Origin of the sequence: Mycobacterium sp. (assembly GCF_002863225.1) — a bacterium.
Taxonomy (GTDB): Bacteria; Actinomycetota; Actinomycetes; order Mycobacteriales; family Mycobacteriaceae; genus Mycobacterium.
Window position 1 is genome coordinate 1 of sequence record NZ_PKEK01000007.1, and the last position, 23,236, is coordinate 23,236.

22 protein-coding genes are annotated in these 23,236 nt (G+C 66.6%); 10 read left to right on the forward strand and 12 right to left on the reverse strand.

The annotated features are described in order from the left end of the window. The 3 genes from CYU59_RS00950 to CYU59_RS00960 form a co-directional block, all read right to left on the reverse strand. Positions 1-335: GTP-binding protein (locus CYU59_RS00950; RefSeq protein ID WP_292974864.1), on the reverse strand; the 335-nt coding region annotated here is incomplete at its 3' end. Then, a complete protein-coding gene (gene cysD, locus CYU59_RS00955; RefSeq protein ID WP_292974866.1) occupies positions 335-1,258 on the reverse strand; it encodes a sulfate adenylyltransferase subunit CysD in 924 nt (307 codons plus the stop codon). The genes CYU59_RS00950 and cysD, both read right to left, overlap by 1 nt. Positions 1,259-1,547: 289 nt before the next feature. Continuing rightward, entirely contained in the window at positions 1,548-2,039 is a 492-nt protein-coding gene (locus CYU59_RS00960; RefSeq protein ID WP_292974868.1) for a carbonic anhydrase, read from the reverse strand. 129 nt (positions 2,040-2,168) lie between these two features. Here CYU59_RS00960 and CYU59_RS00965 point away from each other — a divergent pair, with 129 nt between their 5' ends. Genes CYU59_RS00965 through CYU59_RS00980 form a run of 4 tightly spaced genes read left to right on the forward strand, consistent with a single transcriptional unit; the run spans position 2,169 to position 7,537 of the window. Next, on the forward strand, positions 2,169-3,146 hold the full coding sequence (locus tag CYU59_RS00965; RefSeq protein ID WP_292974870.1) for an ABC transporter permease: 978 nt from the start codon (positions 2,169-2,171) through the stop codon (positions 3,144-3,146). After that, complete coding sequence (locus tag CYU59_RS00970; protein WP_292974872.1) at positions 3,143-4,033, forward strand: ABC transporter permease; 891 nt, start codon at positions 3,143-3,145, stop codon at positions 4,031-4,033. The genes CYU59_RS00965 and CYU59_RS00970 overlap by 4 nt, the downstream gene beginning before the upstream one ends. Continuing rightward, positions 4,030-5,865, forward strand: a complete 1,836-nt coding sequence (locus tag CYU59_RS00975) for an ABC transporter ATP-binding protein (protein WP_292974874.1) — start codon at positions 4,030-4,032, stop codon at positions 5,863-5,865. The genes CYU59_RS00970 and CYU59_RS00975 overlap by 4 nt, the downstream gene beginning before the upstream one ends. Positions 5,866-5,914: 49 nt before the next feature. Beyond that, positions 5,915-7,537 (forward strand): ABC transporter family substrate-binding protein, encoded by a 1,623-nt coding sequence (locus CYU59_RS00980; RefSeq protein ID WP_292974975.1) that lies wholly within the window; start codon positions 5,915-5,917, stop codon positions 7,535-7,537. A 3-nt stretch (positions 7,538-7,540) separates the two neighbouring features. Here the strand turns inward: CYU59_RS00980 and CYU59_RS00985 are convergent, their stop codons facing one another. Beyond that, positions 7,541-10,150, reverse strand: a complete 2,610-nt coding sequence (locus tag CYU59_RS00985) for an AAA family ATPase (RefSeq protein ID WP_292974876.1) — start codon at positions 10,148-10,150, stop codon at positions 7,541-7,543. Continuing rightward, positions 10,147-11,313: an exonuclease SbcCD subunit D gene (locus tag CYU59_RS00990; RefSeq protein ID WP_292974878.1), complete on the reverse strand. Its 1,167-nt coding sequence runs from the start codon at positions 11,311-11,313 to the stop codon at positions 10,147-10,149. Before CYU59_RS00990 ends, CYU59_RS00985 begins: the two co-directional genes overlap by 4 nt. Before the next feature lie 192 nt (positions 11,314-11,505). On the opposite strand from CYU59_RS00990, the gene CYU59_RS00995 reads away from it, so the two are divergent. Further along, positions 11,506-12,012, forward strand: coding sequence for a histidine phosphatase family protein (locus CYU59_RS00995; RefSeq protein ID WP_292974880.1), 507 nt, complete (start codon positions 11,506-11,508; stop codon positions 12,010-12,012). Positions 12,013-12,028: 16 nt separating this feature from the next. On the opposite strand, the gene CYU59_RS01000 is transcribed toward CYU59_RS00995, so the two are convergent. From CYU59_RS01000 to CYU59_RS01010, 3 genes are all read right to left on the reverse strand, one after another. Beyond that, entirely contained in the window at positions 12,029-12,619 is a 591-nt protein-coding gene (locus CYU59_RS01000) for a hypothetical protein (RefSeq protein WP_292974882.1), read from the reverse strand. A 159-nt stretch (positions 12,620-12,778) separates the two neighbouring features. Next, on the reverse strand, positions 12,779-13,324 hold the full coding sequence (locus CYU59_RS01005; RefSeq protein WP_292974884.1) for a DUF3558 domain-containing protein: 546 nt from the start codon (positions 13,322-13,324) through the stop codon (positions 12,779-12,781). Between the two features lie 8 nt (positions 13,325-13,332). Next, on the reverse strand, positions 13,333-13,830 hold the full coding sequence (locus tag CYU59_RS01010; RefSeq protein ID WP_292974977.1) for a DUF3558 domain-containing protein: 498 nt from the start codon (positions 13,828-13,830) through the stop codon (positions 13,333-13,335). Positions 13,831-13,963: 133 nt separating this feature from the next. On the opposite strand from CYU59_RS01010, the gene CYU59_RS01015 reads away from it, so the two are divergent. Continuing rightward, a complete protein-coding gene (locus CYU59_RS01015) occupies positions 13,964-15,709 on the forward strand; it encodes an ABC transporter ATP-binding protein (RefSeq protein ID WP_292974886.1) in 1,746 nt (581 codons plus the stop codon). 35 nt (positions 15,710-15,744) lie between these two features. Next, on the forward strand, positions 15,745-17,604 hold the full coding sequence (locus CYU59_RS01020) for an ABC transporter ATP-binding protein (protein WP_292974979.1): 1,860 nt from the start codon (positions 15,745-15,747) through the stop codon (positions 17,602-17,604). On the opposite strand, the gene CYU59_RS01025 is transcribed toward CYU59_RS01020, so the two are convergent. Further along, the gene (locus CYU59_RS01025; protein WP_292974888.1) at positions 17,601-18,167 is read right to left on the reverse strand and encodes a hypothetical protein; all 567 of its coding nucleotides are present in this window, start codon (positions 18,165-18,167) and stop codon (positions 17,601-17,603) included. The two genes, CYU59_RS01020 and CYU59_RS01025, sit on opposite strands and share 4 nt — an antisense overlap. A gap of 56 nt (positions 18,168-18,223) precedes the next feature. Then, on the reverse strand, positions 18,224-19,339 hold the full coding sequence (locus tag CYU59_RS01030; protein WP_292974890.1) for an adenylate/guanylate cyclase domain-containing protein: 1,116 nt from the start codon (positions 19,337-19,339) through the stop codon (positions 18,224-18,226). 16 nt (positions 19,340-19,355) lie between these two features. Between CYU59_RS01030 and CYU59_RS01035 the strand changes: the two genes are divergently transcribed. After that, complete coding sequence (locus CYU59_RS01035) at positions 19,356-19,850, forward strand: DNA-deoxyinosine glycosylase (RefSeq protein WP_292974892.1); 495 nt, start codon at positions 19,356-19,358, stop codon at positions 19,848-19,850. On the opposite strand, the gene CYU59_RS01040 is transcribed toward CYU59_RS01035, so the two are convergent. Further along, complete coding sequence (locus CYU59_RS01040; RefSeq protein ID WP_292974894.1) at positions 19,845-21,236, reverse strand: amidase; 1,392 nt, start codon at positions 21,234-21,236, stop codon at positions 19,845-19,847. The two genes, CYU59_RS01035 and CYU59_RS01040, sit on opposite strands and share 6 nt — an antisense overlap. A 52-nt stretch (positions 21,237-21,288) precedes the next feature. Here CYU59_RS01040 and CYU59_RS01045 point away from each other — a divergent pair, with 52 nt between their 5' ends. Together CYU59_RS01045 and CYU59_RS01050 are read left to right on the forward strand one after the other, a co-directional pair. Beyond that, entirely contained in the window at positions 21,289-21,717 is a 429-nt protein-coding gene (locus CYU59_RS01045) for an HIT family protein (RefSeq protein WP_292974896.1), read from the forward strand. A gap of 10 nt (positions 21,718-21,727) precedes the next feature. Beyond that, positions 21,728-22,168: a nitroreductase family deazaflavin-dependent oxidoreductase gene (locus tag CYU59_RS01050; RefSeq protein ID WP_292974898.1), complete on the forward strand. Its 441-nt coding sequence runs from the start codon at positions 21,728-21,730 to the stop codon at positions 22,166-22,168. A 15-nt stretch (positions 22,169-22,183) separates the two neighbouring features. Here the strand turns inward: CYU59_RS01050 and CYU59_RS01055 are convergent, their stop codons facing one another. After that, positions 22,184-23,221 carry an LLM class flavin-dependent oxidoreductase gene (locus CYU59_RS01055; protein WP_292974900.1) on the reverse strand — a complete coding sequence of 346 codons (1,038 nt, stop codon included), beginning with the start codon at positions 23,219-23,221 and terminating at the stop codon, positions 22,184-22,186. Between the last annotated feature and the right edge of the window lie 15 nt (positions 23,222-23,236).

The following is a 23,236-nucleotide window of genomic DNA, read 5'->3' on the forward strand; positions in this document are numbered from 1 at the left end:
AGCACGATGGCCAGCTGAGCGGTGGACGCCCCGGTCACCATGTTGCGGGTGTACTGGATGTGGCCCGGAGTGTCGGCGATGATGAATTTGCGCTTGGGCGTTGCGAAGTAGCGGTAGGCGACGTCGATGGTGATGCCCTGTTCCCGCTCGGCGCGCAGGCCGTCGGTGACCAGCGACAGGTCGGTGTATTCGTGGCCGCGGTCTTTAGAGGTGCGCTCGACCGAGGCCCACTGGTCGTCCATCACGGCCTTGGAGTCGTAGAGCAGCCGCCCGATCAGCGTCGACTTGCCGTCGTCGACCGAACCGGCAGTCGCGATGCGCAGCAATGTAGCCATCAGAAGTACCCCTGCCTCTTGCGATCTTCCATGCCCGCTTCGGAGATCCGATCGTCGGCCCGGGTGGCGCCACGTTCGGTCAGCCGCGAAACCGCCGTCTCGGCAACGACTTCGGCGACGGTGGCCGCCTCGGATTCCACACAGCCGGTGCAGGTGACGTCGCCGACGGTGCGGAACCGGACAGTTTTCTCGACAACCTCCTCGTCGGCACGGGGCTGCAGGTGTTTGTCGACCGCCAGCAGCATGCCGTCGCGGGAGAAGACTTTCCGCTGATGGGCGTAGTAGATCGACGGCAGCTTGATCTTCTCCGCGCCGATGTAGGACCAGATGTCGAACTCGGTCCAGTTGGACAGCGGGAACACCCGGATGTGCTCACCCTTGTAGTGCCGGCCGTTGTAGATGTTCCACAGCTCGGGCCGCTGAGCCTTGGGGTCCCACTGCCCGAACTCGTCACGGAAGCTGAACACCCGCTCCTTGGCGCGAGCCTTCTCCTCGTCGCGCCGGGCGCCGCCGAACGCGGCGTCGAAGTTGTTCTCCCGAATGGCCCGCAGCAGCGTCACCGTCTGCAACGGGTTGCGCGATGGAATGGTCTCGACGACGCGGCCGGCGTCGATGTCGTCCTGCACCTTCGCGACGACCATCCGCACGCCGGTTTCGGCGACCAGCTCGTCGCGCGTGGCGATCACCTCGTCGAAGTTGTGGCCGGTGTCGACGTGCATCACCGGGAACGGCAGACGGCCGGGCCGAAACGCCTTGATCGCCAGCTGCAACATCACGATCGAGTCTTTGCCTCCGGAGAACAGCAGCACCGGACGCTCGAACTCGGCCGCCACCTCGCGAATGATGTGGATCGCCTCGGCTTCCAGTGACCGCAGGTGGCTCAACTCGTATTGCCCGGCCGCGGGTGCCTCTTGGCTCGTCATCAACCCTCCCTATCTTCGGTAAAGTTGGTTGATTTGGTCAGGATTACAGACATTGCCAAGTATGAAACCAGCAAGGTCGTGCGGCTGTCAACGAATTCGCGGTGTTCGACAGGAGTTGGGGGGTTCGATGTGCCCACCTCTGAGCGACAAACGGCTCGGTGATATCACCCGTGCTCACGAAATGAAAAAAGAAACAGTGCCCAGGTCAGTGACAGCAGGGACTGGTGGGACTCGGACGGCGCACCCGGCGTCGCCACCGGCACACCCGGCACGCCCGACGCGATGAGCCCTAGAGCGTGACCTCGTCGAGTTTGCCGGTGGCGACGTCGAAGATGAAGCCGCGTACCGAGGTGTGCTTGGTGACGAACGGGCTGTTCTCGATGCGCTGCAGCGACTGCCGGACGTCCTCGGCGAGATCGGGGAAGGCCTCCGCCGACCACGGTGGCTTGACCCCGGTCTCGTCCTGGATCGCGCGCTTGAAGTCGTCGTCGGTGAAGGTCAGCATCCCGCAGTCGGTGTGGTGGATCAGGATGATCTCGGTGGTGCCGAGCAGCCGCTGGCTGATGGCCAGCGATCGGATCGCGTCATCGGTGACGACGCCGCCGGCGTTACGGATGACGTGGGACTCCCCCTCGTTGATACCGAGGACCCGGTAGACGTCGATGCGGGCATCCATGCAGGCCAACACTGCGACGTGCTTGCTCGGCGGCAGCGGTAACGGCCCGTCGAAGGACTTCGCGTATTCGGCGTTGTTGGCCAGATAGCTGTCGGTCACAGTCATTGGTCCGACGCTACGACGCGACCGCCGCGAGTTCACCGATCCGAATCACCCCGATCGCAATGTTGCCTGCGCTGCGCGGCCGCACGTCTCCTAGTCTGTGCGAATGCGACAGGGGCGAGGCCGGTAGCCATGACCCGTTTCCTGGCACGTCGCGTGCTCAACTACGTACTGCTGCTGGCGTTGGCGTCGTTCCTGACGTTCAGCCTCACTGCGGTGGCGTTCTCGCCGCTGGAAAGCCTGATGCAGCGCAGCCCACGCCCGCCGCAGGCCGTGATCGACGCCAAGGCGGCGCAGCTCGGGCTGAACAAGCCGATCCCGCTGCGCTACGCCGACTGGGCCTCGCACGCGGTGCGTGGCGACTTCGGCGCGACCATCACCGGTCAGCCGGTCTCGGGCGAATTGTGGCGCCGCATCGGTGTCAGCCTCCGGCTGCTGCTGATCGGCTCGGTCGCCGGGACCCTCATCGGCGTCGCGCTCGGCGCCTGGGGAGCGATCCGGCAGTACCGCATCAGTGACCGGGCCATCACGCTGCTGGCCCTGCTGGTGTTGTCGGCGCCGACGTTCGTGATCGCCAACCTGTTGATTCTGGGAGCGTTGCGGGTGAACTGGGCGCTGGGCTGGCAATTGTTCCAGTACACCGGGGAAACCTCGCCCGCCCTGATCGACAATGCGGGCGCCCGGTTCGTGGATCGGTTGCAGCACTTGGCGTTACCAACGCTCACCCTGACGCTCGGCAGCGCCGCCGGGTTCAGCCGATACCAGCGCAACGCGATGCTGGACGTGCTCGGTCAGGACTTCATCCGGACCGCCCGCGCCAAAGGGCTGACCCGCCGTCGCGCCCTGATCAAACACGGGCTGCGCACCGCGCTGATCCCGCTGGCGACGCTATTCGCCTACGGCGTGGCCGGATTGGTGACCGGCGCGGTGTTCGTCGAGAAGATCTTCGGCTGGCACGGCATGGGCGAATGGATGGTGCAGGGAGTCGCGACCCAGGACGCCAACATCGTCGCGGCGATCACGGTGTTCGCCGGGGCGGTGGTCTTGCTGGCCGGGCTGCTGTCCGACGTCATCTACGCCGCGCTCGATCCACGGGTTCGGGTGTCATGACCGCGACGATCACGCCGGAGTTCGCGTCACGGCGCACGCTGGTGCTGCGCCGGTTCCTGCGTCGCCGCTCGGCGGTGGCCTCGCTGTTGGTGTTGCTGGTGCTGTTCGTCGGCTGCTACACGCTGCCGTCGTTTCTGCCGTACTCCTTCAGCGACCTCGATTTCGACGCGCTGCTGCAGTCGCCGAACGCCCGACACTGGATGGGCACCAACGCTCTCGGGCAGGACCTGCTGGCCCAGACGTTGCGGGGGATGCAGAAGTCGATGCTGATCGCGGTGTGCGTGGCACTGATCTCCACCGGCATAGCGGCGACGGTCGGCTCGGTATCCGGATACTTCGGCGGCTGGCGGGACCGCGTGCTGATGTGGTTCGTCGACCTCATGCTGGTGGTGCCGGGGTTCCTGTTGATCATGATCCTGACGCCGCGCACCAAGAGTTCCGGCAACGTCATCGTGCTGGTACTCCTGCTGGCCGGCTTCGGGTGGATGGTCAGCTCCCGCATGGTCCGCGGCATGACGATGAGCCTGCGCGAACGCGAATTCATCCGCGCCGCACGGTATATGGGTGTGCCCAATTGGCGGATCATCATTCACCACGTGGTGCCCAACGTGGCCTCGATCCTGATCATCGACACCGCGCTGAATGTCGCCGTGGCAATCCTGGCCGAGACCGGATTGAGCTTCCTCGGCTTCGGCATTCAGCCCCCGGATGTGTCGCTGGGGACGCTGATCGCCGACGGCACCCAGTCCGCGACGACGTTCCCGTGGGTGTTCCTGTTCCCCGCCGGCGTGCTGGTGCTGATCCTGGTGTGCGCCAACGTCACCGGCGACGGGCTGCGCGACGCGCTCGATCCCTCGAGCTCCGTACCGCGAGGTGGCCGCCCGTGACCCGGCTGCTCGACGTCAGAAACCTGGCGGTGAGTTTCCCCACCGAGGGATCGCCACTGAAGGCGGTGCGCGGCGTCGATTTTCACGTCGACGCCGGCGAAGTGGTGGCCATCGTCGGCGAATCCGGCTCGGGTAAGTCGACCGCGGCGATGGCAGTGGTCTCGCTGCTTCCGGAGTACGCCGACGTCCGGGGTTCGGTGCGGTTGCAGGGCACTGAGTTGATCGGATTACCCGACCAGGCCATGTCGCGATTTCGCGGCAACACGATCGGCATGGTCTTCCAGGACCCGATGTCGGCGCTGACGCCGGTCTACACGGTCGGCGACCAGATCGCCGAGGCCATCGAGGTACATCGGCCGCGCACGGGAAAGCGCGATGCCCGTCGGCGCGCCGTCGAGTTGCTCGAGCTGGTCGGTATTCAGCAGCCCGACAAGCGCGCCAAGGCATTTCCGCACGAGCTGTCCGGCGGCGAACGCCAGCGAGTGGTGATCGCGATCGCGATCGCCAACGATCCCGATCTGTTGATCTGCGACGAGCCGACCACCGCGCTCGACGTCACCGTGCAGGCGCAGATCCTCGACGTGCTGAAGACAGCCCGCGATGTAACCGGTGCGGGGGTGCTGCTGATCACCCACGATCTCGGTGTGGTCGGTGAATTCGCGGATCGGGCGCTGGTCATGTACGCCGGGCGGATCGTCGAATCCGCCGCGGTCAACGACGTCTACCGCGATCGCCGGATGCCGTACACGGTCGGGCTGCTGGGATCGGTGCCGCGACTGGACGCCCGGCAGGGCACCCGCCTGGTACCCATCCCGGGCGCTCCCCCGTCGCTGACGGCCTTGGAGCCGGGGTGCCCGTTCGGGCCGCGCTGCCCGCTCGTGGTCGACGAATGCCTCTCCGCGGAGCCCGAACTGGTGCCGGTGGCCGCCGAGCACAGCGCGGCATGTATCCGCACCGAACACGTCGTCGGGCGCAGCGCCGCGGAGGTCTACGGGATCAGCACGACGCCCGAAGCGGCCCCGACCGGGGACCAGACGGTCGTGGTCCGCGTTCGCGATCTGGTCAAGACCTATCCATTGACGAAGGGCCTGCTGTTGCGCCGCAGCGTCGGCGAAGTCCGCGCGGTCGATGGCATCAGCTTCGAACTGCCGCAGGGCCGCACACTGGCCATCGTCGGCGAGTCGGGGTCGGGCAAATCGACGACACTGCACCAGATACTCGAACTGGTTGCGCCGCAGTCGGGTTCGATCGAGGTGCTGGGGTCCGATGTGGCCACGCTGACGTCGGCGGGCCGGCGGGCGTTGCGACGCGACATCCAGGTGATCTTCCAGGACCCGGCGGCGGCCTTGGACCCGCGGCTGCCGGTGTTCGATCTGCTGGCCGAGCCGTTGCGCGCCAACGGCTTCACCAACACCGACGCCCAACACAGGGTCGCCGAGCTGCTCGACACGGTCGGGCTGCGGCATGCCGACGCCAGCCGTTATCCCTCGGAGTTCTCGGGCGGACAGAAGCAGCGCATCGGGATTGCCCGGGCACTGGCGCTGCGACCCAGAATTCTCGCCCTCGACGAGCCGGTGTCTGCGCTCGACGTGTCGATTCAGGCGGGCATCCTGAATCTGCTGCTGGACCTTCAGCAAGAGCTCGGATTGTCGTATTTATTTGTCTCGCATAACCTTTCGGTGGTCAAACACATGGCCCATCGCGTGGTGGTGATGTTGCGCGGCGCGATCGTCGAACAGGGTGACAGTGAGGAGATTTTCAGCCATCCGCAGCACGAATACACCCAGCGCCTGTTGGCCGCTGTACCGCAACCGGATGCGGCCCATGGGTAGCGCGATGACGACGCGCCTCAAGCGCGCACTGGCACTGATGTTCGCCGTCATGGTCGTGGCCGGTTGCTCGTCGGGTGCCGACTACCTGCCCGGTGGTCCCGCCACCGCCGTCGGCGCGACCAGCGACATCAACCCGCAGAACCCGGCGACCCTGCGCAACGGCGGCGACCTTCGGCTCGGCCTGTCGGAATTCCCTTCCAACTTCAACACTTTGAACATCGACGGAAACTCCGCCGACGTTGCCAGCATGCTGAAAGCCACCATGCCGCGCGCGTTCGTGATCGGGGCGGACGGCTCGACGACGGTCAACAGCGAATACTTCAGCAGCGTCGAACTCACCGGCACCAACCCGCAGGTGGTGACCTATACGTTCAACCCGAGGGCGATCTGGTCCGACGGGACGCCGCTCAGCTGGGAGGACATCGCCAGTCAGATCCACGCCACCAGTGGAGTCGACAAAGAATTCGCGATCGCGGGCACCAACGGCAGCGAGCGGGTCAAGTCGGTCAGCCGGGGCACCGACGACCGGCAGGCGGTGATCACCTTCGCCAAGCCTTACGCGGAATGGCGCGGCATGTTCTCCGGCAACACGATGCTGTTGCCCAGGAGCATGACCGCGACCCCGGATGCGTTCAACAAGGCTCAGTTGTCCGGGCCTGGCCCGTCGGCGGGTCCGTTCGTCGTCTCCGAGCTGGATCGGACCAAGCAGCGAATTGTGTTGACCCGCAATCCGAAATGGTGGGGCGAGCGTCCACGACTGGATCGGATCACGTTCCTGGTGCTCGACGATGCCGCCCGCTTACCGGCGCTGCAGAACAGGGCGATCGACGCGACCGGGGTGGCCGGGCTGGATCAGATGACGATCGCGCGGCGCACCAAGGGCATCTCGATTCGGCGGGCGCCGACGCCGAGCTGGTACCACTTCACCTTCAACGGCGCGAAGGGCTCGATCCTGGCCGACCCGCGGTTGCGCCGCGCTGTCGCCGAGGGCATCGACCGGCAGAGCATCGCCGCGGTCAGCCAGCACGGGCTCAACAGCCACCCGGCCGCGCTGAACAATCACATCTACGTCGAGGGGCAACAGGGCTATCAGGACAACAGCGCCGCGGTGGCCTACAACCCGGAGAAGGCCAGACGTGACCTCGATGCGCTGGGCTGGAAACTCAACGGGCGAGTACGCGAGAAGGACGGCAAGCAACTCGTCGTGCGCGACCTGTACTACGACGCGCAGACCACCCGCCAGTTCGGTCTGATCGCACAGCACAGCCTGGCCGCGATCGGCGTCAAGCTCGAACTGATGGCCAAGGCCGGCAGCGGGTTCTTCACCAACTACATCAACGTGGGCGCATTCGACATCGCCCAATTCGGCTGGATGGGCGACGCTTTCCCCCTGTCGGCGTTGACGCAGATCTACGCCTCCGGCGGTGAGAGCAACTTCGGCAAGATCGGCAGCGCCGAGATCGACGCCAAGATCGAGCAGACCCTCGAGGAGCTGGACCCGGCCAAGGCGCGGGTGCTGGCCAACGAGGTCGACAAGCTGGTCTGGGCCGAGGGATTCAGCCTGCCGCTGGTGCAATCCCCCGGCAATATCGCGGTCAACAGCTCGCTGGCCAACTTCGGTGCGGCCGGGCTGGCCGACCTGGATTACACCGCGATCGGATTCATGCGCTGAGGTTTAGGCGCACAGCTCGATTCGCTGCGCCTTGACGCCGTCGTATCGGGTTGGCGTGCAGGTCAAGACGATCACCTGGCCCCGCTCGCCCAGCGTGTCGAACACCGCGGCCATCTTGACCAGCCGCGCGGGATCGGTGAAGCCGAGCGCGTCGTCGATCAGGATGGGAACGGAGTCCTCCTTCGCGACCAGTGCGGCGCCGGCCAGCCGGGCCAGAATGCCGAGCTGCTCCTTGGCCCCACCGGACAGCGACTCGTACGGCACGGTGCGGCCGTCGAGGGTGCGGGTGCGGATGCACAGGTCGCTGTCGATGTCGACCTCGAAGCTCGGACCGAAGACCGGCTTGCCGAGCCGCTGTAGCTCGGCGCGGAACGGCTCGACGTAACGCAGCTTGGTGATATCGCGGTGCCGCGTCATCACCTCGCGCAGCAGCTGCACCGCGCGTGCCCGGCAGCCAACCCGATCATGCTCGCCGCGGGCGTGCTCGCAGGCGGTCTCGGCGGCGTCGAGCTTGCCCTTGCGGCCTTCGGTCTCGAATACCGCTAGCTGCGCGACGATTTCGTGCAGACTCCGTTTGACCTCCTCGTCACGCGCCTGTACCGCCCCAGCCGCCTCGACGGCTTCGGCCAGCTCGGCGGCCACCGCCTCGGGTGCCTGCGCGGCCAGCTGATCGGCCAGTTCGGCAACGCTGGTCGCAGCGGTCTGCGCCGCGGCGGTATGGGCGTCGACGGTGGCGGCCAACTGCTCGTCGGGCACGGCGGCGCGCTGTTCGGCCAGCCGATCGGCGATGGCGACCAGTTCGGCTCGTTGGGTGACCAGCTTGTCCTGCACTCGCGTTGCCTGCGCAGTGATGTCGTTGAGCTTCTTCATCGCCAGCGCCGCGACCTTGCGTTGCGTTTCACAGTCCACCTCGGCCTGGGCGCGGGCCGCGACCGACTCGAGGAGTTCGGCTCGCGCAGCGCCGGCATCCACATCGTCGGGAACCGATGGCAGACTTTGCATTTCCGCCAGCTGCAAGCGCAACTGCTCGACATCGTCGTCGCCGGACAGCCCGGCCAGCGTCGCGGAGAGCTGGTCCCGTGAGCTCTGCAGTTCGCGGCGCCGCAGTTCGGCCTCGCGGGCGGCGGTCACGTCGGCGACGTCACCCGCCGCCAACAACGACGTCAGCTTCTCTGCGGCGACGGCATGTTTCTCGTGGATGTCGAGCGCGGATGCGCCCGGCGTGACGCGGGCGGTCACGATGCCGGGGATCGCGACCTCTGTCTCGGCGTTCGCGACCGTCGACCAGCTCTGGCCGGCGGGCAACGACACCCGCTGATCACCGACGACCAGTTCCACATCGGTGGCAGCGACGAATTCGACTGTTGCCGAGACCAGTTCGAGCTGGCTTTCGGTGCGCTCGACGGCGGCCGCAGCCTGTTCCATCTTTCGCAACAGCTCGTCGGTCATGGCAATGGTCGACAGCTCTTTGCCGATCTCGTCCCGCTCGGCCAGCGCGGCATCGATTTTCGAGAGCTTGGTGGTCAGCCGCTGGGTCTGCTCGCGGCGGGCGATATTGTCGACGAGCTGCCGCGCGGTCTCGGCACGTTCCCGAGCGGCGATGAGACTCTGGTCAGCGCTCTCGACGGCGGCGTCGGCCTCGACCGTCACGTCGCGGGCCAACGCCTGTGCTTCGGCTGCCTCAAGCGCCTCGGCTTCGAGTGCGGCGATTGTGGTTGCGCGCGAATCGTTCTCGGCGAGCAGTCTGGACCGCTCGGCGTGGGCGGCGGTCGACGCTGCGCTGGTCGCGGTCGCGGCTGCGGCGATCAGCTCGGCCTCACGCAGCTGCTCGACCAACCGGGCGATGGCATCCGCGGCGGCCTGCGCCGTGATTTGCCGGGACGCGGCGGCCACCTTCAGCTCGGTCAGCTCGGCCAGCTCCACCGACAGCGCAGCATGCCGCCGCACCCGCTCCTCGACTTCGGCGACGGCCGCGACGCATCGGTCTACCTCGTGACTGGCCGCTTCCAGCGCCTTGATCGCCGCGGTCCACTCGCCGGTGGGACGGCCGGTCGGGGTGAAGTAGCGGGCGTACTCGCTGTCGATCCGTTCGATCAGCAGCGGCTCGGTTCCGGAGAGCGCGGCCGTGTCGCCCGCGGCGACGTCGAGCGCCCGGGTCAGTGCATCGCAACCCGAGAGGTTCACCGCGTCGGTCGACGCGGACTGCAGAACCCTTTGCGCATGCCACAATCCGGTGTCCACCGTCTCGGCGAGGATGGCCTGCACCCGGTCGTGCGCCTCATCCCCGCTGTGCTGTTCGCGGCGCGGCTCCAAGACCGTCAGCTGTGTCTCGCACTTCTTGTGGAACCGCTTGTGATAAACGAAACGGTAAGCGCCCGCGCTGATCTCAGCAGTCACCTCCGCGCCGACATCGGCATGCGTCGGCTTGACCTGCTTGACTTCCTTCTTGTTCGACCGGTCCCTGGATTCCAGCAACAGGTCCAGCGCCTCGACCATCGACGACTTGCCGACTTCGTTGGCGCCGGACACCACGACCACCCCGTGGTCCGGGAAGTCGATCTCGCGGTATTCGATACCGCGGTAGTTCTTCAAGACCAGCCGATGCAATTTCATGCCGCACCTCGACCCTGCTGACCGTGATCGGTCAGCCGCAGCAGCAAGGCAAGCGCCGCTTGCGCGTCACCCGCGGTCTGCTGGTCGCCGGCGCGGGCGACCTCGACGAGCTCCTCGACCGCCGCGGCGGCGAATCCACCGATCCCCAGGTCGCTGAATTCACCGTCGGCCGGCAGCACCGCGAGGTCACTGTGGCTGTCCCACACCCGCAGCGAGGCGAACAACCGGGAGTACTTGTCCAGGCAGGCGTCCAGACCGGCACGGTCGGTGACGGTCAACGAGCCGATCAGGGCCAGCCGCAACACAGTTCGATCCTTGTCCGGCATGAGGTCGAGGTTCATGTCCAGGTCCGCGATGTCGCGGCTGTTGTCGACCTGCCGGTTCAGCGTGCTGAACCGCCACCGGCTCACGCGCGTGGCATCGACCGTCACCGGGTGCTGCGGATCGTCCTCGTCGAGGTCGACGATCAGGACATGGCCGGGATCGGACTCGACATCGTCGTAGTTGGTGACCTCCGGTGAGCCCGAGTACCAGATGCGTCCGGTGCTGCCGACGTCGGTCAACGAGTGCTTGTCACCGAGCGCGACGTAGTGAATTGCGCCGCGCAACAGCGCATCTTCGACGCCGGCCAGCCGGATCAGCGACGGCTTGGTGGGATCGGGATCGAGGGCGTCGACACCGCCGTGGGCGACCAGAACGCGCACGACCCCGTCGTTCGGGACGTCGGCCAGCACGTCGGCAACCAGGTCGGTGGTCGGCGCCTTCGACTTCCACGGCGCCGCCACGATCTGCACACCGGGCCGAACCTCGTAGACCCCCGGCCGGTCGAGTACTCGGACGTTGGCCGGGCGTTCGGCGGTGAACAGCGCACTGGTGTACACCGAGGCCGCGTTCAGCGGGTCGTGGTTGCCGGGCAGCAGGTAGACGGGAATTCCGATGGCGCGCATGGCTTCCAGCGATTGGCTGATGACAGTCGGATCGAGCTGGTTGTCTTCGAAGACGTCACCGGCGACCACGACGAACTCCGCACCCGAATCGGCCGCCAGGGCACCGAGCCCGGCCACCGCATCGCGACGGGCCGCGGAGTAACGCGGCTGCGCCTCCGCCCCGAGCCAGCGACGGGTCATGCCGAGTTGCCAGTCGGCGGTATGCACGAATCGCATTGCGGCCGGAGTCCCTTCTGCGTGATGTCCGGCCGTGGGTGGCCGGGCACCGCGAAGTTTAGGACGGGCCGCTGACAAGTCCGGGACGTCGATCGGCAGGTCCGCCGCGCATCGACACAGCCGAACCTCACCGATGCGCAGGCGTCACATCAGCCACACCGACCTCCGGACCGCACGGGTAACCTCGTCCGGGTGAGCGACCACGATCGCACGTTGGTGCTGCTGCGGCACGCCAAATCGGCCTATCCCGACGGCGTCGCCGACCATGACCGGCCGTTGGCGTCCCGCGGCAGACGCGAAGCCGGTCTGGCCGGCGACTGGCTTCGGGCCAACGTGCCTTCGATCGACGCGGTGCTCTGCTCGACGGCAACCCGCACCCGTGAGACGTTGGCGCGCACCGGCATTGACGGACCGGTCGAATACGACGACGAGCTCTACGACAGCACGCCGGGCACGGTGATCGGCCGGATCAATGCCGTTGGTAGTGATGTTTCGACTCTATTGGTTGTCGGACACGAGCCGACCATGACGCAACTGGCACTGGGATTGGCCGATCCCGCCACCGCCAACACCGATGCCGCCGAACGCATCTCGACGAAATTTCCCACCTCGGCGATGGCCGTACTGCGGTTGAACGGCAGCTGGGCGGACCTCGAACTCGGGTCCGCCCAGCTAGCCGGTTTTCACGTGCCGCGCTGACCGCGGCGTCGAAGGTCTACTTGCAGATCTCGACGATCTTCTTGATCTTGTCGTCGAGGTTCTGCCGCAACTCGTCCTGAGCGAAGTCCTGAGCGCCGGCGAGGTAGCCGATGCTGAGCTGTTGCAGTTGAGTTCCGAGCGAGGTGGAGTTATCCGCCAGTTCTTTGGGAGTCGCCGGCTCCGCAGCAACCTGGTCCTTCAGGAAGGCGCCGCCGTCGTAGAACGCGAACCGCTGAGCCGTCGCAACCGACAGCGCGCCGATCGGTCCGCCGTTGTCCGGGTTCTTCAGGTGCGAGTTGCGGACCACCGCGCGGTCGACGATTTTGAAGGTCTCGCAGATGTGCTTCTTGGCGTCGTTGCGCTGGCTGTCGCTGTACTTGCCCGCGGCGGCGGCGGTCTCGTTCGGGAAGAAGTACCCATAAGCAGCACCCGCGACGGCGAGGATCGCTAACACCAGGGCCGCCACCGTGCCCCACTTGGCGAACTTCGACGGGCGCGCCACGGGCGTCGTCGTCGTTGCGACTGCGGGTGCGGGCGTCGGTGCGGCGACCGACTCGGTGACGTCCGCCGGAGCGGACGATGGCTCGTGTGAGGGTGTTTCAGACATTCGTCGATCGTATAGGCCGCAAGTATTGGCCGGTAACCCTTTCGCGGGTCAATTAAAATTAACTCTCTCAATCGCTTTGGTGGCCATAACCGCATATGGGAAGCGAAAACCGATGCGACGGCACGGTTAACCAGCGCACTGAGCGTTCGGAGTTCGAGTTCAAGAATTGGTGGAGAGCGTGAGCTCCATCAGCTTGAGAGCCTGCGCGCACGCGTCGATCCCCGGCACCTGCGGGTTGACCCACCACCCGACCACACCGGCTGCGTCACTGGCGACACCGCACGCACCGTTGGGGTCATCGGGCTTCATCACGATCGATGCCACGCCGGCGATCGTCTTGTTCTCGATTTTGTACTTCAGGAATTCGGCGACCTTGCGCTCGTTTGCCAGGCTGCCCTGCTCGAACCAGAACCGGGTGATGTCGATCAGACCCCCGGGGTTGGCCGCCTGCCAGCGGCAGATCGCCCCGACGAACGTGCTCTGGATGTCCTGCGGGTCGGCGCCCACGGTCTTCGCCAGCACGTCGGTGGTCAGGACTTCGCATTCCTTTTGCAGGTTCGGGTACTGCTGCTCGGAATTGTTGTTGCGCTGCGTGTCACCGGCGCCCGCTTTTTGCGCCGTCCCGCCGACTGATTTGCTGCAACCGGTCGACATGGACAACGCGGTGACCAGCACGGCCAGGGTCACCACAATTCGACGCCACATGCCGTTGCTCATTTGCCGTTCGCAATCGTCTGCCGCGCCAGCTCTTTGGCGATGTTGCAGGCGTCGGGGAACGGCTTCTGGTTGAAGTTCACCGACCATTCGAAGAAGTCGTCGTTGAATTGGATCCCCACCTCGCACAGCGAATCACCCAGTTGGGGGTCGTTTCCGACGGCGATGAACCCCCCGTGACCGCTGATGTTGATGTCTTCCACGCTGGATCGGGACAATTCCTCGGTCTTGCGTTCGCGACCGATCGGGCTGCCGCGATACCAGGAGAAGGAGAAGTGCGGGCCGAGGATTCCGCCGCCGGCCAGCCACTGGCAGCCCACGGAGTTCTTGGCGGTGTTGACCAGCCCGTTGATCTGCGTCAACTTGTTCACCGTCTCGTCGCTGACACCGCCGCACTGCGGGAACGACGGTCCGTGACTTCCGTTGCCCGATGAGGGCGCGGTCGACCCGGGAGACTGGGATTGGTTGGAGCCGGAATCAGAACACGCGGACGCCATCGGGATCACAGCCGCCGCCGCCAGGGCGAGCACCGCCAGGTTATGCCGCACAGGATGCACTGTAGCGGCCCCACCTTGTGCCAACCATCGCACACGCGGTGAGCTGTGCTTTCTCGTGTGCAACAGTTACCAGATGCTCGTGGCACTGCTGCGCCAGTTCGTGCGGCCGTACCGGTGGCCGGTCGCGGCGGTGATGGCATTGCAGTTGGTCAGCACCCTGGCTTCGCTGTATCTGCCGACGGTGAACGCCACGATCATCGACGACGGAATCGCCAAAGGCGACAGCGCCGCGATCGTCCGACTCGGTGGCCTGATGTTCGCGGTGACGGCGCTACAGGTGCTGTGCGCGGTGGGCGCGGTGTACTTCGGCTCCCGCGCCGGAATGGGCCTCGGCCGCGATCTGCGCGCGGCGATGTTCCATCACGTCGCGACCTTCTCCGAACACGAAACCTCCCGGTTCGGCGCGGCGACGCTGCTGACCCGCACCACCAACGACGTTCGCCAGATCCAGTTCCTGGTGCAGATGGGCTGCACGGTGCTGGTCGCCGCGCCGATCATGTGCGTCGGCGGCATCGCGATGGCCATCCATCAAGACGCCGAGCTGTCGTGGCTGCTCCTGGTCAGCGTCCCGGTGTTGGTGGTGGCCAACTATTGGATCATCGGCAAGACCCTGCCGCTGTTTCGCAGCATGCAGCGCCTCATCGACAACATCAACCGGGTCATGCGCGAGCAGTTGTCCGGTGTGCGGGTGGTGCGCGCGTTCGCGCGTGAGCCGTTCGAACGACGGCGGTTCGACGACGCGAACGTCGCCCTGTCGACGACGACGCAGGACGCCGGGAATTGGCAGGCGTTGCTGTTGCCGGTGACCACGCTGACGATCAACTGCTCCAGTGTGGCGCTGATCTGGTTCGGCGGCTTACGAATTGACAGCGGCCAGATGCAGGTCGGCTCGCTGATCGCCTTTCTGGTCTACTTCGCGCAGATCCTGATGGCTGTGGTGATGGCCACGATGACCGTGATGGTGCTGCCGCGGGCCGCGGTGTGTGCCGAACGCATCACCGAGGTGCTGTCGACGATTCCGGAGGTTCGCAACCCGCCGCATCCGGTTCGCCCGGCCTTCGATGAGCGAGGGGTGGTTCAGCTCGATCGTGCTGGATTCCGCTATCCCGGCGCGGACCGGCCTGTGCTGCAGGATGTTTCGCTGACCGCGCGGCCCGGCACCCGCACTGCGATCATCGGGAGCACCGGCGCGGGCAAGTCCACTCTGGTGGCGCTGATCTGCCGGTTGTACGACCCGACCACCGGAACGGTCCGGGTCGGAGGGGTCGACGTACGCGACCGGGACGTCGAGGAACTCTGGTCGACGATCGGGCTGGTGCCGCAACGCGGATACCTGTTTTCCGGGACCGTCGCCGATAACCTGCGCTACGGCAATCCAGACGCCGGCGAGGACGAAATGTGGGCGGCGCTGCGCGTGGCGGCCGCCGACGATTTCGTCCGGGCGCACCCCGACGGCCTGCAGATGCGGGTCGCCCAGGGCGGCATCAACTTCTCCGGCGGGCAGCGCCAGCGGTTGGCGGTCGCCCGGGCGGTGATCCGGCGTCCGGCGATCTATGTCTTCGACGACGCGTTCTCCGCGCTCGACGCGCAGACCGACGCGCTGGTGCGGTCCAGGTTGGCCGAAGTTGCCGCTGAAGCCACAATGATTGTTGTTGCACAACGTATTTCGACGATCCGCGATGCCGATCAGGTGATCGTCGTCGAGGACGGGCAAGTGCTGCAGACGGGCACTCACGAATCGCTGCTGAGGGATTCGCCGACCTACCGGGAGTTCGCCGAGTCGCAAGCCCCGGACGCCGAAGTGGGTGGGCCACGGTGACCTCACCGACCAAGCGGCCCGCCGCTCCCCCGGCCATGCGGGCACGCGACTTCACCGGATCGACCGTCCGTCTGGTGAAGCTGCTTGCTCCGCAACGCCGTACGGCCATCGCGGTCACAGTGCTGAGCGTCCTGGGCACAGTCATCGGGGTCGTGGTCCCCCGCATCCTCGGCCATGCCACCGACCTGTTGTTCAACGGCGTCATCGGCCGCCGACTTCCGGCGGGTCTGACCAAAGACCAGGCGGTCGCGGCGGCGCGGGCGCACGGCGACAACGCCTTTGCCGACCTGCTCTCCGGAATGCACGTAGTGCCCGGCCACGGCGTCGACTTCGGCGCGATAGCCCGCACGCTGGCGTTTGCGCTGGGCATGTATCTGGTTGCCGCCGCGATGATCTACGCACAAGCCAGGCTGCTCAACGTGACCGTGCGACGGACGCTGCAGGGGCTGCGCACGCAGGTCGAGGACAAGATGCATCGACTTCCGTTGGCCTACTTCGACACCCGGCGGCGCGGTGAGGTGCTCAGCAGGCTCACCAACGACATCGACAACCTGCAGACATCGCTGTCGATGACGATCACCCAACTGCTCAGCGCAGTGCTCACCGTCGCGACAGTGCTGCTGATGATGCTCAGCATTTCGCCGGTGCTGACCGGGCTCACTCTGCTGACCGTCCCTTTGTCGGTCGTGGTGACCCGCGCGATCGCACGGCGTTCCCAGCGACTGTTCGTCGCGCAGTGGACCAACACCGGGCGACTCAACGCCCACATCGAGGAGAGCTACAGCGGTTTCACGCTGGTGCGAACGTTCGGCCAGCGCGCGCGGATCGAAGACGAATTCCGCCGACTCAACGACGACATGTACCAGGCGAGCTTCGGCGCCCAGTTGATCTCGGGGATGGTCGGGCCGGCCACCACGTTCATCAGCAATCTCAGCTATGTCGCCGTCGCGGTCGTCGGCGGCATTCAGGTGGCCAGCGGGCAGATCTCCGTCGGCAGCATCCAGGCGTTCATCCAGTACGTGCGGCAGTTCAACGCACCACTGAATCAGGTTGCCTCGATGTACAACACGCTGCAGTCCGGGGTGGCCAGCGCCGAACGGGTCTTCGAGTTACTCGACGAGGTCGAGGAATCGCCGGACCGTCCCGGGTCGCTGCCGTCGCCAGTCGGCCAAGGTCGTTCGGGCCGCGTGGAATTCGAGCACGTCAGCTTCGGCTACCACCCCGGTAGCTCGGTGATCGACGATCTGTCGTTCGTCGCCGAACCGGGCAGCACCGTCGCCATTGTCGGCCCGACCGGGGTCGGTAAGACGACGTTGGTGAATCTGCTGATGCGGTTCTACGACGTCGACGCCGGCCGGATCCTGGTCGACGGCGTCGACATCGCCACCGTCAGTCGGCATTCGCTGCGGTCGCGGATCGGGATGGTGCTGCAGGACGCCTGGCTCTTCAGTGGAACGATCGCGCAGAACATCGCCTACGGACGGCCCGACGCCGGCGACGACGAGGTGATCGAGGCGGCCAAGGCGGCGCACGTGGACCGCTTCGTCCACACGTTGCCCGACGGCTACGACAGCCAGGTGAACGACGGCGGAAGCAACATCAGCGCCGGAGAACGGCAGTTGATCACGATTGCGCGGGCATTCCTGGCCCGTCCGCAACTACTGGTGCTGGATGAGGCGACGAGTTCGGTGGACACCCGCACCGAGTTGCTGATCGCCAAGGCCACTCACGAACTCCGTCGTGATCGCACGAGTTTCATTATCGCTCATCGACTTTCGACGATCCGCGATGCCGACGTGATCCTGGTGATGGAGTCGGGCAAGATCGTCGAGAAAGGCGACCACGGCGAGCTGCTGGCCCGCCGTGGCGCCTACTACCGGATGACCCAGGCCTAGAGCTCGGGACCTTCGGCCCTCAGGTCGTCGACCGCGGACATCGCGTCGCGCAGCTTGGCCAGCCACTCGTCGGTGTGCTCGCCGACCAGCTTGACCGACCAGGCCAACGCGTCGGACCGGGACCGCGCCACACCCGCGTCGACCAGGGTGTCGAGGACCTGACGCTCCGGCTGCTTCAACCGGGTCATCACCGGAACCGCGATGTGGGTGAAGAGCACCTGCTCGCCGGCCACCTCCACACCCCAAGACACCTTGCGTCCGTAGCGGCTTTGCGCCTCGTCGGCGATGCTCATCCGCTCCGAACGGGTCTCCTCGCGGAAGCGCGATGCCCGGCCCTCGGCGTGGGCTGCGCTCTCGTCGCTCTCCGAGCCGGACGTGTCCGGCAACTTTCCGATGACGGTGATCTCTTCGCGGTCGACGACGACGGTCGCGTCGCCGTCGAACCAGGTGTCCGGGAGCCGCCCGGCGAACCAGTCGCCCGCGTCGCCGGCCTCGGGCTGACCTGCCTGCTGCCAACCGCCGGGGCGGCCGTGCCGCCGCCCATGTCCATGATGTTGTCTCATGCTTACATGATTACAGCGTTACAACCGACGTCAAAGGGTTTTCACTCGCGGCGAAATCAGTCCTCGCTCTCGCCGCGGCGGGCGCGGAACAACTTCGTCTCACCCTTGATGCCCTTGAGTCGCCGCGCGCCGGCGAACGACCAGCTGAAGCCGGCCTCGTCACCGAGTTCGTCGTGAACCGACTCGGCGGCCAGCACCGTTCCCGGTCGCGCCGCCGCGGTGACGCGGCTGGCGGTGTTCACCGGGCTGCCGAACCAATCGCCGGCCCGGCTCACCGCCGAGCCGGAGGCGATGCCCGCTCGTAGCCGCGGGAAGTCGTTGTCGCCGTCGGTGATGTCGACCAGCTTGATGAGCGCATCCAGCAGCGGCGCCGGTTCGGTGCAGACGAACATCACCTCGTCGCCGATTGTCTTGATGAACCGAACCGGCGGCACGGCGACATCGCGGGCCAGGTCGGCGAGCCGGTTGGCCAGCTTTCCGAGCTCCTCGGCCGGCACCTCTTCACCCAACCGGGTGAAGCCGACCAGGTCGGCGAATGCGACGCAGATCTGTCGGGCGCCGGGCAGCGGAGCGCCGGCCGCACGCTCGCTGGCATTGACGGCTTCGGTCTCCATCTGATGCCGCAACTGCATCAACAACATGTCTTGGATCATCGGCCCCAGCAACGGCGCGAGGCGCCCGACCAGTGCTTGCGACGCCTGCGCTATCTCGAGTTCGCTCGCGCCGGGTCGCATGATGGCCGACAGTGCCGTATAGCGCATGACCTCCGCGGCGTGCGAAAGACCTTCCGCGAGAACGCGAACCACCTGCACGATCTGATCGGGCTCGATGCCGAGGTCGAGGAAGTCCTTGGCGTGCGCGGCCGCGGCGCCGTCGGCCCGTAGGTGAATCGCCGCGTCGGGGTCGTCGACCCGCACCAACCCGATCGCGCGCTGCACACGCTGCAGGAGCTCGATGTCGATACCGTTGGCCTCGCTGATCTCGCGCGTCGAGACGTAGTTGCCGTCGTCACCGATCAGCCGCCGGGACGCCACCAGCATCGGCACCGGCGAGGCGCGGATCTCCTCGGCGGTGATGCCCTGCTCCAGCAGCCACTCGACCAGCTCGGCACGCTCGGCGCGCGCGTCGCCGTCGAGGCCGTCGAGCAGGTTCTCGATTTTCGCATCGTCCACGTGGTCAAGTTATCCGATGGCCACACCGCTGCTGCGGGGATTCCCGCCGGTCGTCGACGACAGCGCCACGATGCTGATCGTCGGTTCGTTCCCCAGCGTGCTGTCGCTGGCCGGCGGCCAGTACTACGGCAACCCACGGAACGCGTTCTGGCCGATCACCGGTGAGCTGTTCGGCTTCGATGCCGGGGATCCTTATCAATCCCGTTTGGCCGCACTGCAATCGGCCGGTGTGGCGCTGTGGGACGTTCTGCACAGTTGTCGACGGCACGGTAGCGCCGATGCCAAGATCGAGCCGAACAGCGTGGTGGCCAACGACTTCGGTCGACTGTTCGCCGACCACCCGTCAATCAAGCGGGTCTACTTCAACGGCACCGCGGCGCGCCGGCTCTACGAACGACTGGTCGACGTCGACGCCGACGTCAGCTACCAAGTCTTGCCGTCGACCAGTCCCGCACGCGCGATGCGGGCCGGGCTGAAACTGCAGGCCTGGCGCGCCATCGCGGGGTCATGACACCGGCGGGCGGCGCTGCGCCCACGGCCGAGCCGCCTCGATCTGCGCGCCCAACGCGACCAGGGTCGCCTCGTCGTTCGGGCGGCCGACCAGCTGAATCGACACCGGAACGCCGTTGTCGTCGAGGCCCCACGGCACGGCCGCGGCGGGCTGGCCGGTGAGGTTCCAGATCTCGAAGAAGGGCACCCGCTGCGACACCGCCAGCAGGGTGGAGATACCGCCGAGGCGCTGATACGCGCCGATGCGCGACGGCCCGGTGACGTTGCCCGGGGTCAGCACTACGTCGACATCGTCGAAGATCGATTGAATCCGCTCGGCCACAACGGATTCCGCGGCACGAATCTTCGCCATCCGGCCTTCGGGGATCAGCGAACCGATGCGCGCCATGTTGCGGGTTCGCTTCTCGAGCCGGTCCTGGTGCGGCATCGTGCGGGCGTCGTTGTAAATGCCCCGGAAGTAACGGGGAAGGAAGTGGCCGTACACCGCCGACGGCGGATAGTCCGGGTCACGGATGACGACATCGTGGCCGAGTTCGCACAGCAGCGCGCCGGCCGCATCGACCGCCGCCCGCTGCTGTTTGCCGATTCGGACAATCAGTGGCGGTGGAACTTTGGTGCTCAACGCAATTCGCAATCGGCCCGGGGGTTTTGCGGCCGCGGCGACGAACCCTCCGTCGGGAGCGGGCAGCGTCGTCGTCACGTCGAGAAACAGCGCGGCGTCTTCCACTGTGCGAGCGAGCGGACCATTGACGGACAGCCCACACCAGGCGTCGTCGTGCGGCGCCAGCGAGACCCGGTCACGCTGCGGCTTGATCCCGAACAACCCGCACCAGCCCGACGGGATGCGGATCGAGCCGCCACCGTCGGAGCCCAGCGCCAGCGGCGCCAGCCCAGCGGCCACCGCGGCCCCACTGCCGCCGCTGCTGCCACCCGGCGACAGTGCGGTGTCCCAGGGATTACGGGTGGCGCCGAACGTGACCGTTTCGGTGAACGGGAAGATCATCAGTTCCGGCACCGCGGTTTTGCCGAGGATCACCGCGCCCGCGGCACGCAGTCGGCGGACCACTTCCGCGTCTCGGGTCGCCGGCGTCGAGACCGCGCTGCTGCCGCAGGCGGTGAGTTCACCGGCGACGTCGTTGTCGTCTTTGATCGCAATCGGCACACCGAGCAGCGGCAGTCGCTCGCCGGCGTCCAGGCGCCGCTGGGCCTCCAGTGCTTCTCGCCGGGCGGACTCGGCCAGTACCACCCGGAAGCTCCGCAACTGGGGGTCCAGCCGTGCGATGCGTTCCAGGTAGACCTCGAGCAACGCCGGCGCGGTGATGGCGGCCGCGGCCAGCATCCGCGCCTGTTCGGCGGCACCCGCGAAGGCCAGTTCTGTTGCGTCCACGTCGAGGCAGACTACTCACTCGGCCTACCCGGCGGACCGCTACCGTGACCTCATGTCCTGTGTGTTCTGCGCGATCGTCGCCGGTCAGGCTCCGGCCATCCGGATCCATGAAGACGACGACTTTCTGGCCTTCCTCGACATCCGCCCATTCACTCGGGGCCACACCCTGGTGGTGCCCAAGCGGCATTCGGTGGACCTGACCGACACCCCGCCGGAGACGCTGGCCAGCATGGCGACGATCGGTCAGCGCATCGCCAAGGCGGCCCGCTCGACAGAGTTGGCCGACGCCACCAACATCGGGATCAACGACGGCCAGGCGGCCTTCCAGACCGTGTTCCACATCCATCTGCATGTGCTGCCGCGGCGCAACGGTGACAAGCTGTCGGTCGCCAAGGGGCTTCTACTACGCCGCGACCCCGATCGCGAGTCGACCGGCCGGCTCCTGCGGGACGCGCTGGCGCAGCTCGACGCCGCGGGCTGATACTGGTCGCATGGCCATTCCGTTCGAACAGACCTTGCTACCGCACATCGTTCGAGTCCACGACATCGTTTACCAGAAGACCAATGGCTGGCTCGGGCATCACCTGCTGCTGGTGCCCAGCCTGTTGCTGCACACCGTCGGCGCCAAGACGGGCAAGCCCCGAACGGCGGCGCTGAGCTACGCCCGCGACGGTGACGACTACCTGGTCGTCGCGTCCAAGGGTGGCGACCCGAAAGCGCCTGGCTGGTATCACAACCTGAAAGCCAACCCGAGCGTCGAAATCAACGTCGGGCCGAAGCGGTTCCGCGTCACCGCGCAACCGGTCGTACCGGGCGACGCGGACTACGAACGGCTCTGGAAGATCGTCAACGACAAGAACAGCAACCGCTACGACGCGTATCAGGCGAAGACGTCGCGACCCATCCCGGTCGTGCGACTCAAGAAGCCTTGACCTGCGCCGAGCGGCTCAGAAAAGCTCTTTGGCCAGCAGTTCCAGCGTCATCTCGCGCGCGGGGGCGGTCGCGGGATCGGTGCCGCGATGCGCCGAGGCGACCGGATGCACCATCACCTCGTCGACGCCGAATTGCTGCGCGAGCGCGTTGATCTGATCGGCAGCCTCGGCGGGTGACCCGACAACGGCTCGCTCCAGACCGCTGTCGACGATGTGCTGCTGCTGCGCCGTGAGCTGAACACCGCGGGCATCTTCGACGAGTTGCACCGGGCCCAGCGGTTGACCGGTCCGCAGCCGGGCCATCATGTGCAGGTTCGGCAGCATCAAAGCCATTGCCTCGTCACGGGTTTCGGCGACCGCGGCGTTGACGGTCAGGAAGGTCACCGGCTCAGCGGTCAGCTCACTGGGCACGAACTGCGACCGGTAGAGCTCGAGTGCTTCCTCGGTGCCCTGGCCAGAGAAGTGGTGGGCGAACACGTAGGGCAGCCCTTTGGCGGCGGCCAGTTGCGCGGAATACATCGACGACCCGAGCAGCCACAGCCGCGGCTCGCCGGCCGCCGCCGGGGTGGCTTTGAGGATGTAGTCGCCGTCGCGCAACTGCACGGGCACACCGTCGGCGCTCATCATCGCGCGCACATGGTCGAGGTAATTCGGGAACTGGTCGATGTCGCGATCGTCGCGGCCCGCCGCCCCGCGCAGCAGCACCGACGTCACCTGATCCGAACCGGGGGCCCGGCCGATGCCGAGGTCGATGCGCCCCGGGGCCGCCGCTTCCAGCAGCGCGAACTGCTCGGCGACCGCCAGCGGCGCGTGGTTGGGCAGCATCACGCCGCCCGAGCCCAGCCGCACCTGGGTGGTCTGCGCTGCCAGGTAGGCCAGGACCACCGGGGGGCTGGTCGCACCGACCGACGGCATGTTGTGGTGCTCGGCCACCCAGTAACGGGTGAAACCCAGCCGATCGGCGGTCTGCGCCAGGCGCACGGTGGCAGCCAGCGCGTCGCCGGTGTTCTGGTCGGTGCGGACGGGGATGAGATCGAGGACAGAAAGCCGCATGTGATGGTCAACGCC

Coding starts and splice junctions, on each gene's coding strand:
- cysD (WP_292974866.1), bottom strand. CDS start 1,258: ATGACGAGCCAAGAGGCACCCGCGGCCGGGCAATACGAGTTGAGCCAC.
- CYU59_RS00960 (WP_292974868.1), bottom strand. CDS start 2,039: ATGACTGTGACCGACAGCTATCTGGCCAACAACGCCGAATACGCGAAG.
- CYU59_RS00965 (WP_292974870.1), top strand. CDS start 2,169: ATGACCCGTTTCCTGGCACGTCGCGTGCTCAACTACGTACTGCTGCTG.
- CYU59_RS00970 (WP_292974872.1), top strand. CDS start 3,143: ATGACCGCGACGATCACGCCGGAGTTCGCGTCACGGCGCACGCTGGTG.
- CYU59_RS00980 (WP_292974975.1), top strand. CDS start 5,915: ATGGTCGTGGCCGGTTGCTCGTCGGGTGCCGACTACCTGCCCGGTGGT.
- CYU59_RS00985 (WP_292974876.1), bottom strand. CDS start 10,150: ATGAAATTGCATCGGCTGGTCTTGAAGAACTACCGCGGTATCGAATAC.
- CYU59_RS00990 (WP_292974878.1), bottom strand. CDS start 11,313: ATGCGATTCGTGCATACCGCCGACTGGCAACTCGGCATGACCCGTCGC.
- CYU59_RS01000 (WP_292974882.1), bottom strand. CDS start 12,619: ATGTCTGAAACACCCTCACACGAGCCATCGTCCGCTCCGGCGGACGTC.
- CYU59_RS01005 (WP_292974884.1), bottom strand. CDS start 13,324: ATGTGGCGTCGAATTGTGGTGACCCTGGCCGTGCTGGTCACCGCGTTG.
- CYU59_RS01010 (WP_292974977.1), bottom strand. CDS start 13,830: ATGGCGTCCGCGTGTTCTGATTCCGGCTCCAACCAATCCCAGTCTCCC.
- CYU59_RS01015 (WP_292974886.1), top strand. CDS start 13,964: ATGCTCGTGGCACTGCTGCGCCAGTTCGTGCGGCCGTACCGGTGGCCG.
- CYU59_RS01020 (WP_292974979.1), top strand. CDS start 15,745: ATGCGGGCACGCGACTTCACCGGATCGACCGTCCGTCTGGTGAAGCTG.
- CYU59_RS01025 (WP_292974888.1), bottom strand. CDS start 18,167: ATGAGACAACATCATGGACATGGGCGGCGGCACGGCCGCCCCGGCGGT.
- CYU59_RS01035 (WP_292974892.1), top strand. CDS start 19,356: ATGGCCACACCGCTGCTGCGGGGATTCCCGCCGGTCGTCGACGACAGC.
- CYU59_RS01045 (WP_292974896.1), top strand. CDS start 21,289: ATGTCCTGTGTGTTCTGCGCGATCGTCGCCGGTCAGGCTCCGGCCATC.
- CYU59_RS01050 (WP_292974898.1), top strand. CDS start 21,728: ATGGCCATTCCGTTCGAACAGACCTTGCTACCGCACATCGTTCGAGTC.
- CYU59_RS01055 (WP_292974900.1), bottom strand. CDS start 23,221: ATGCGGCTTTCTGTCCTCGATCTCATCCCCGTCCGCACCGACCAGAAC.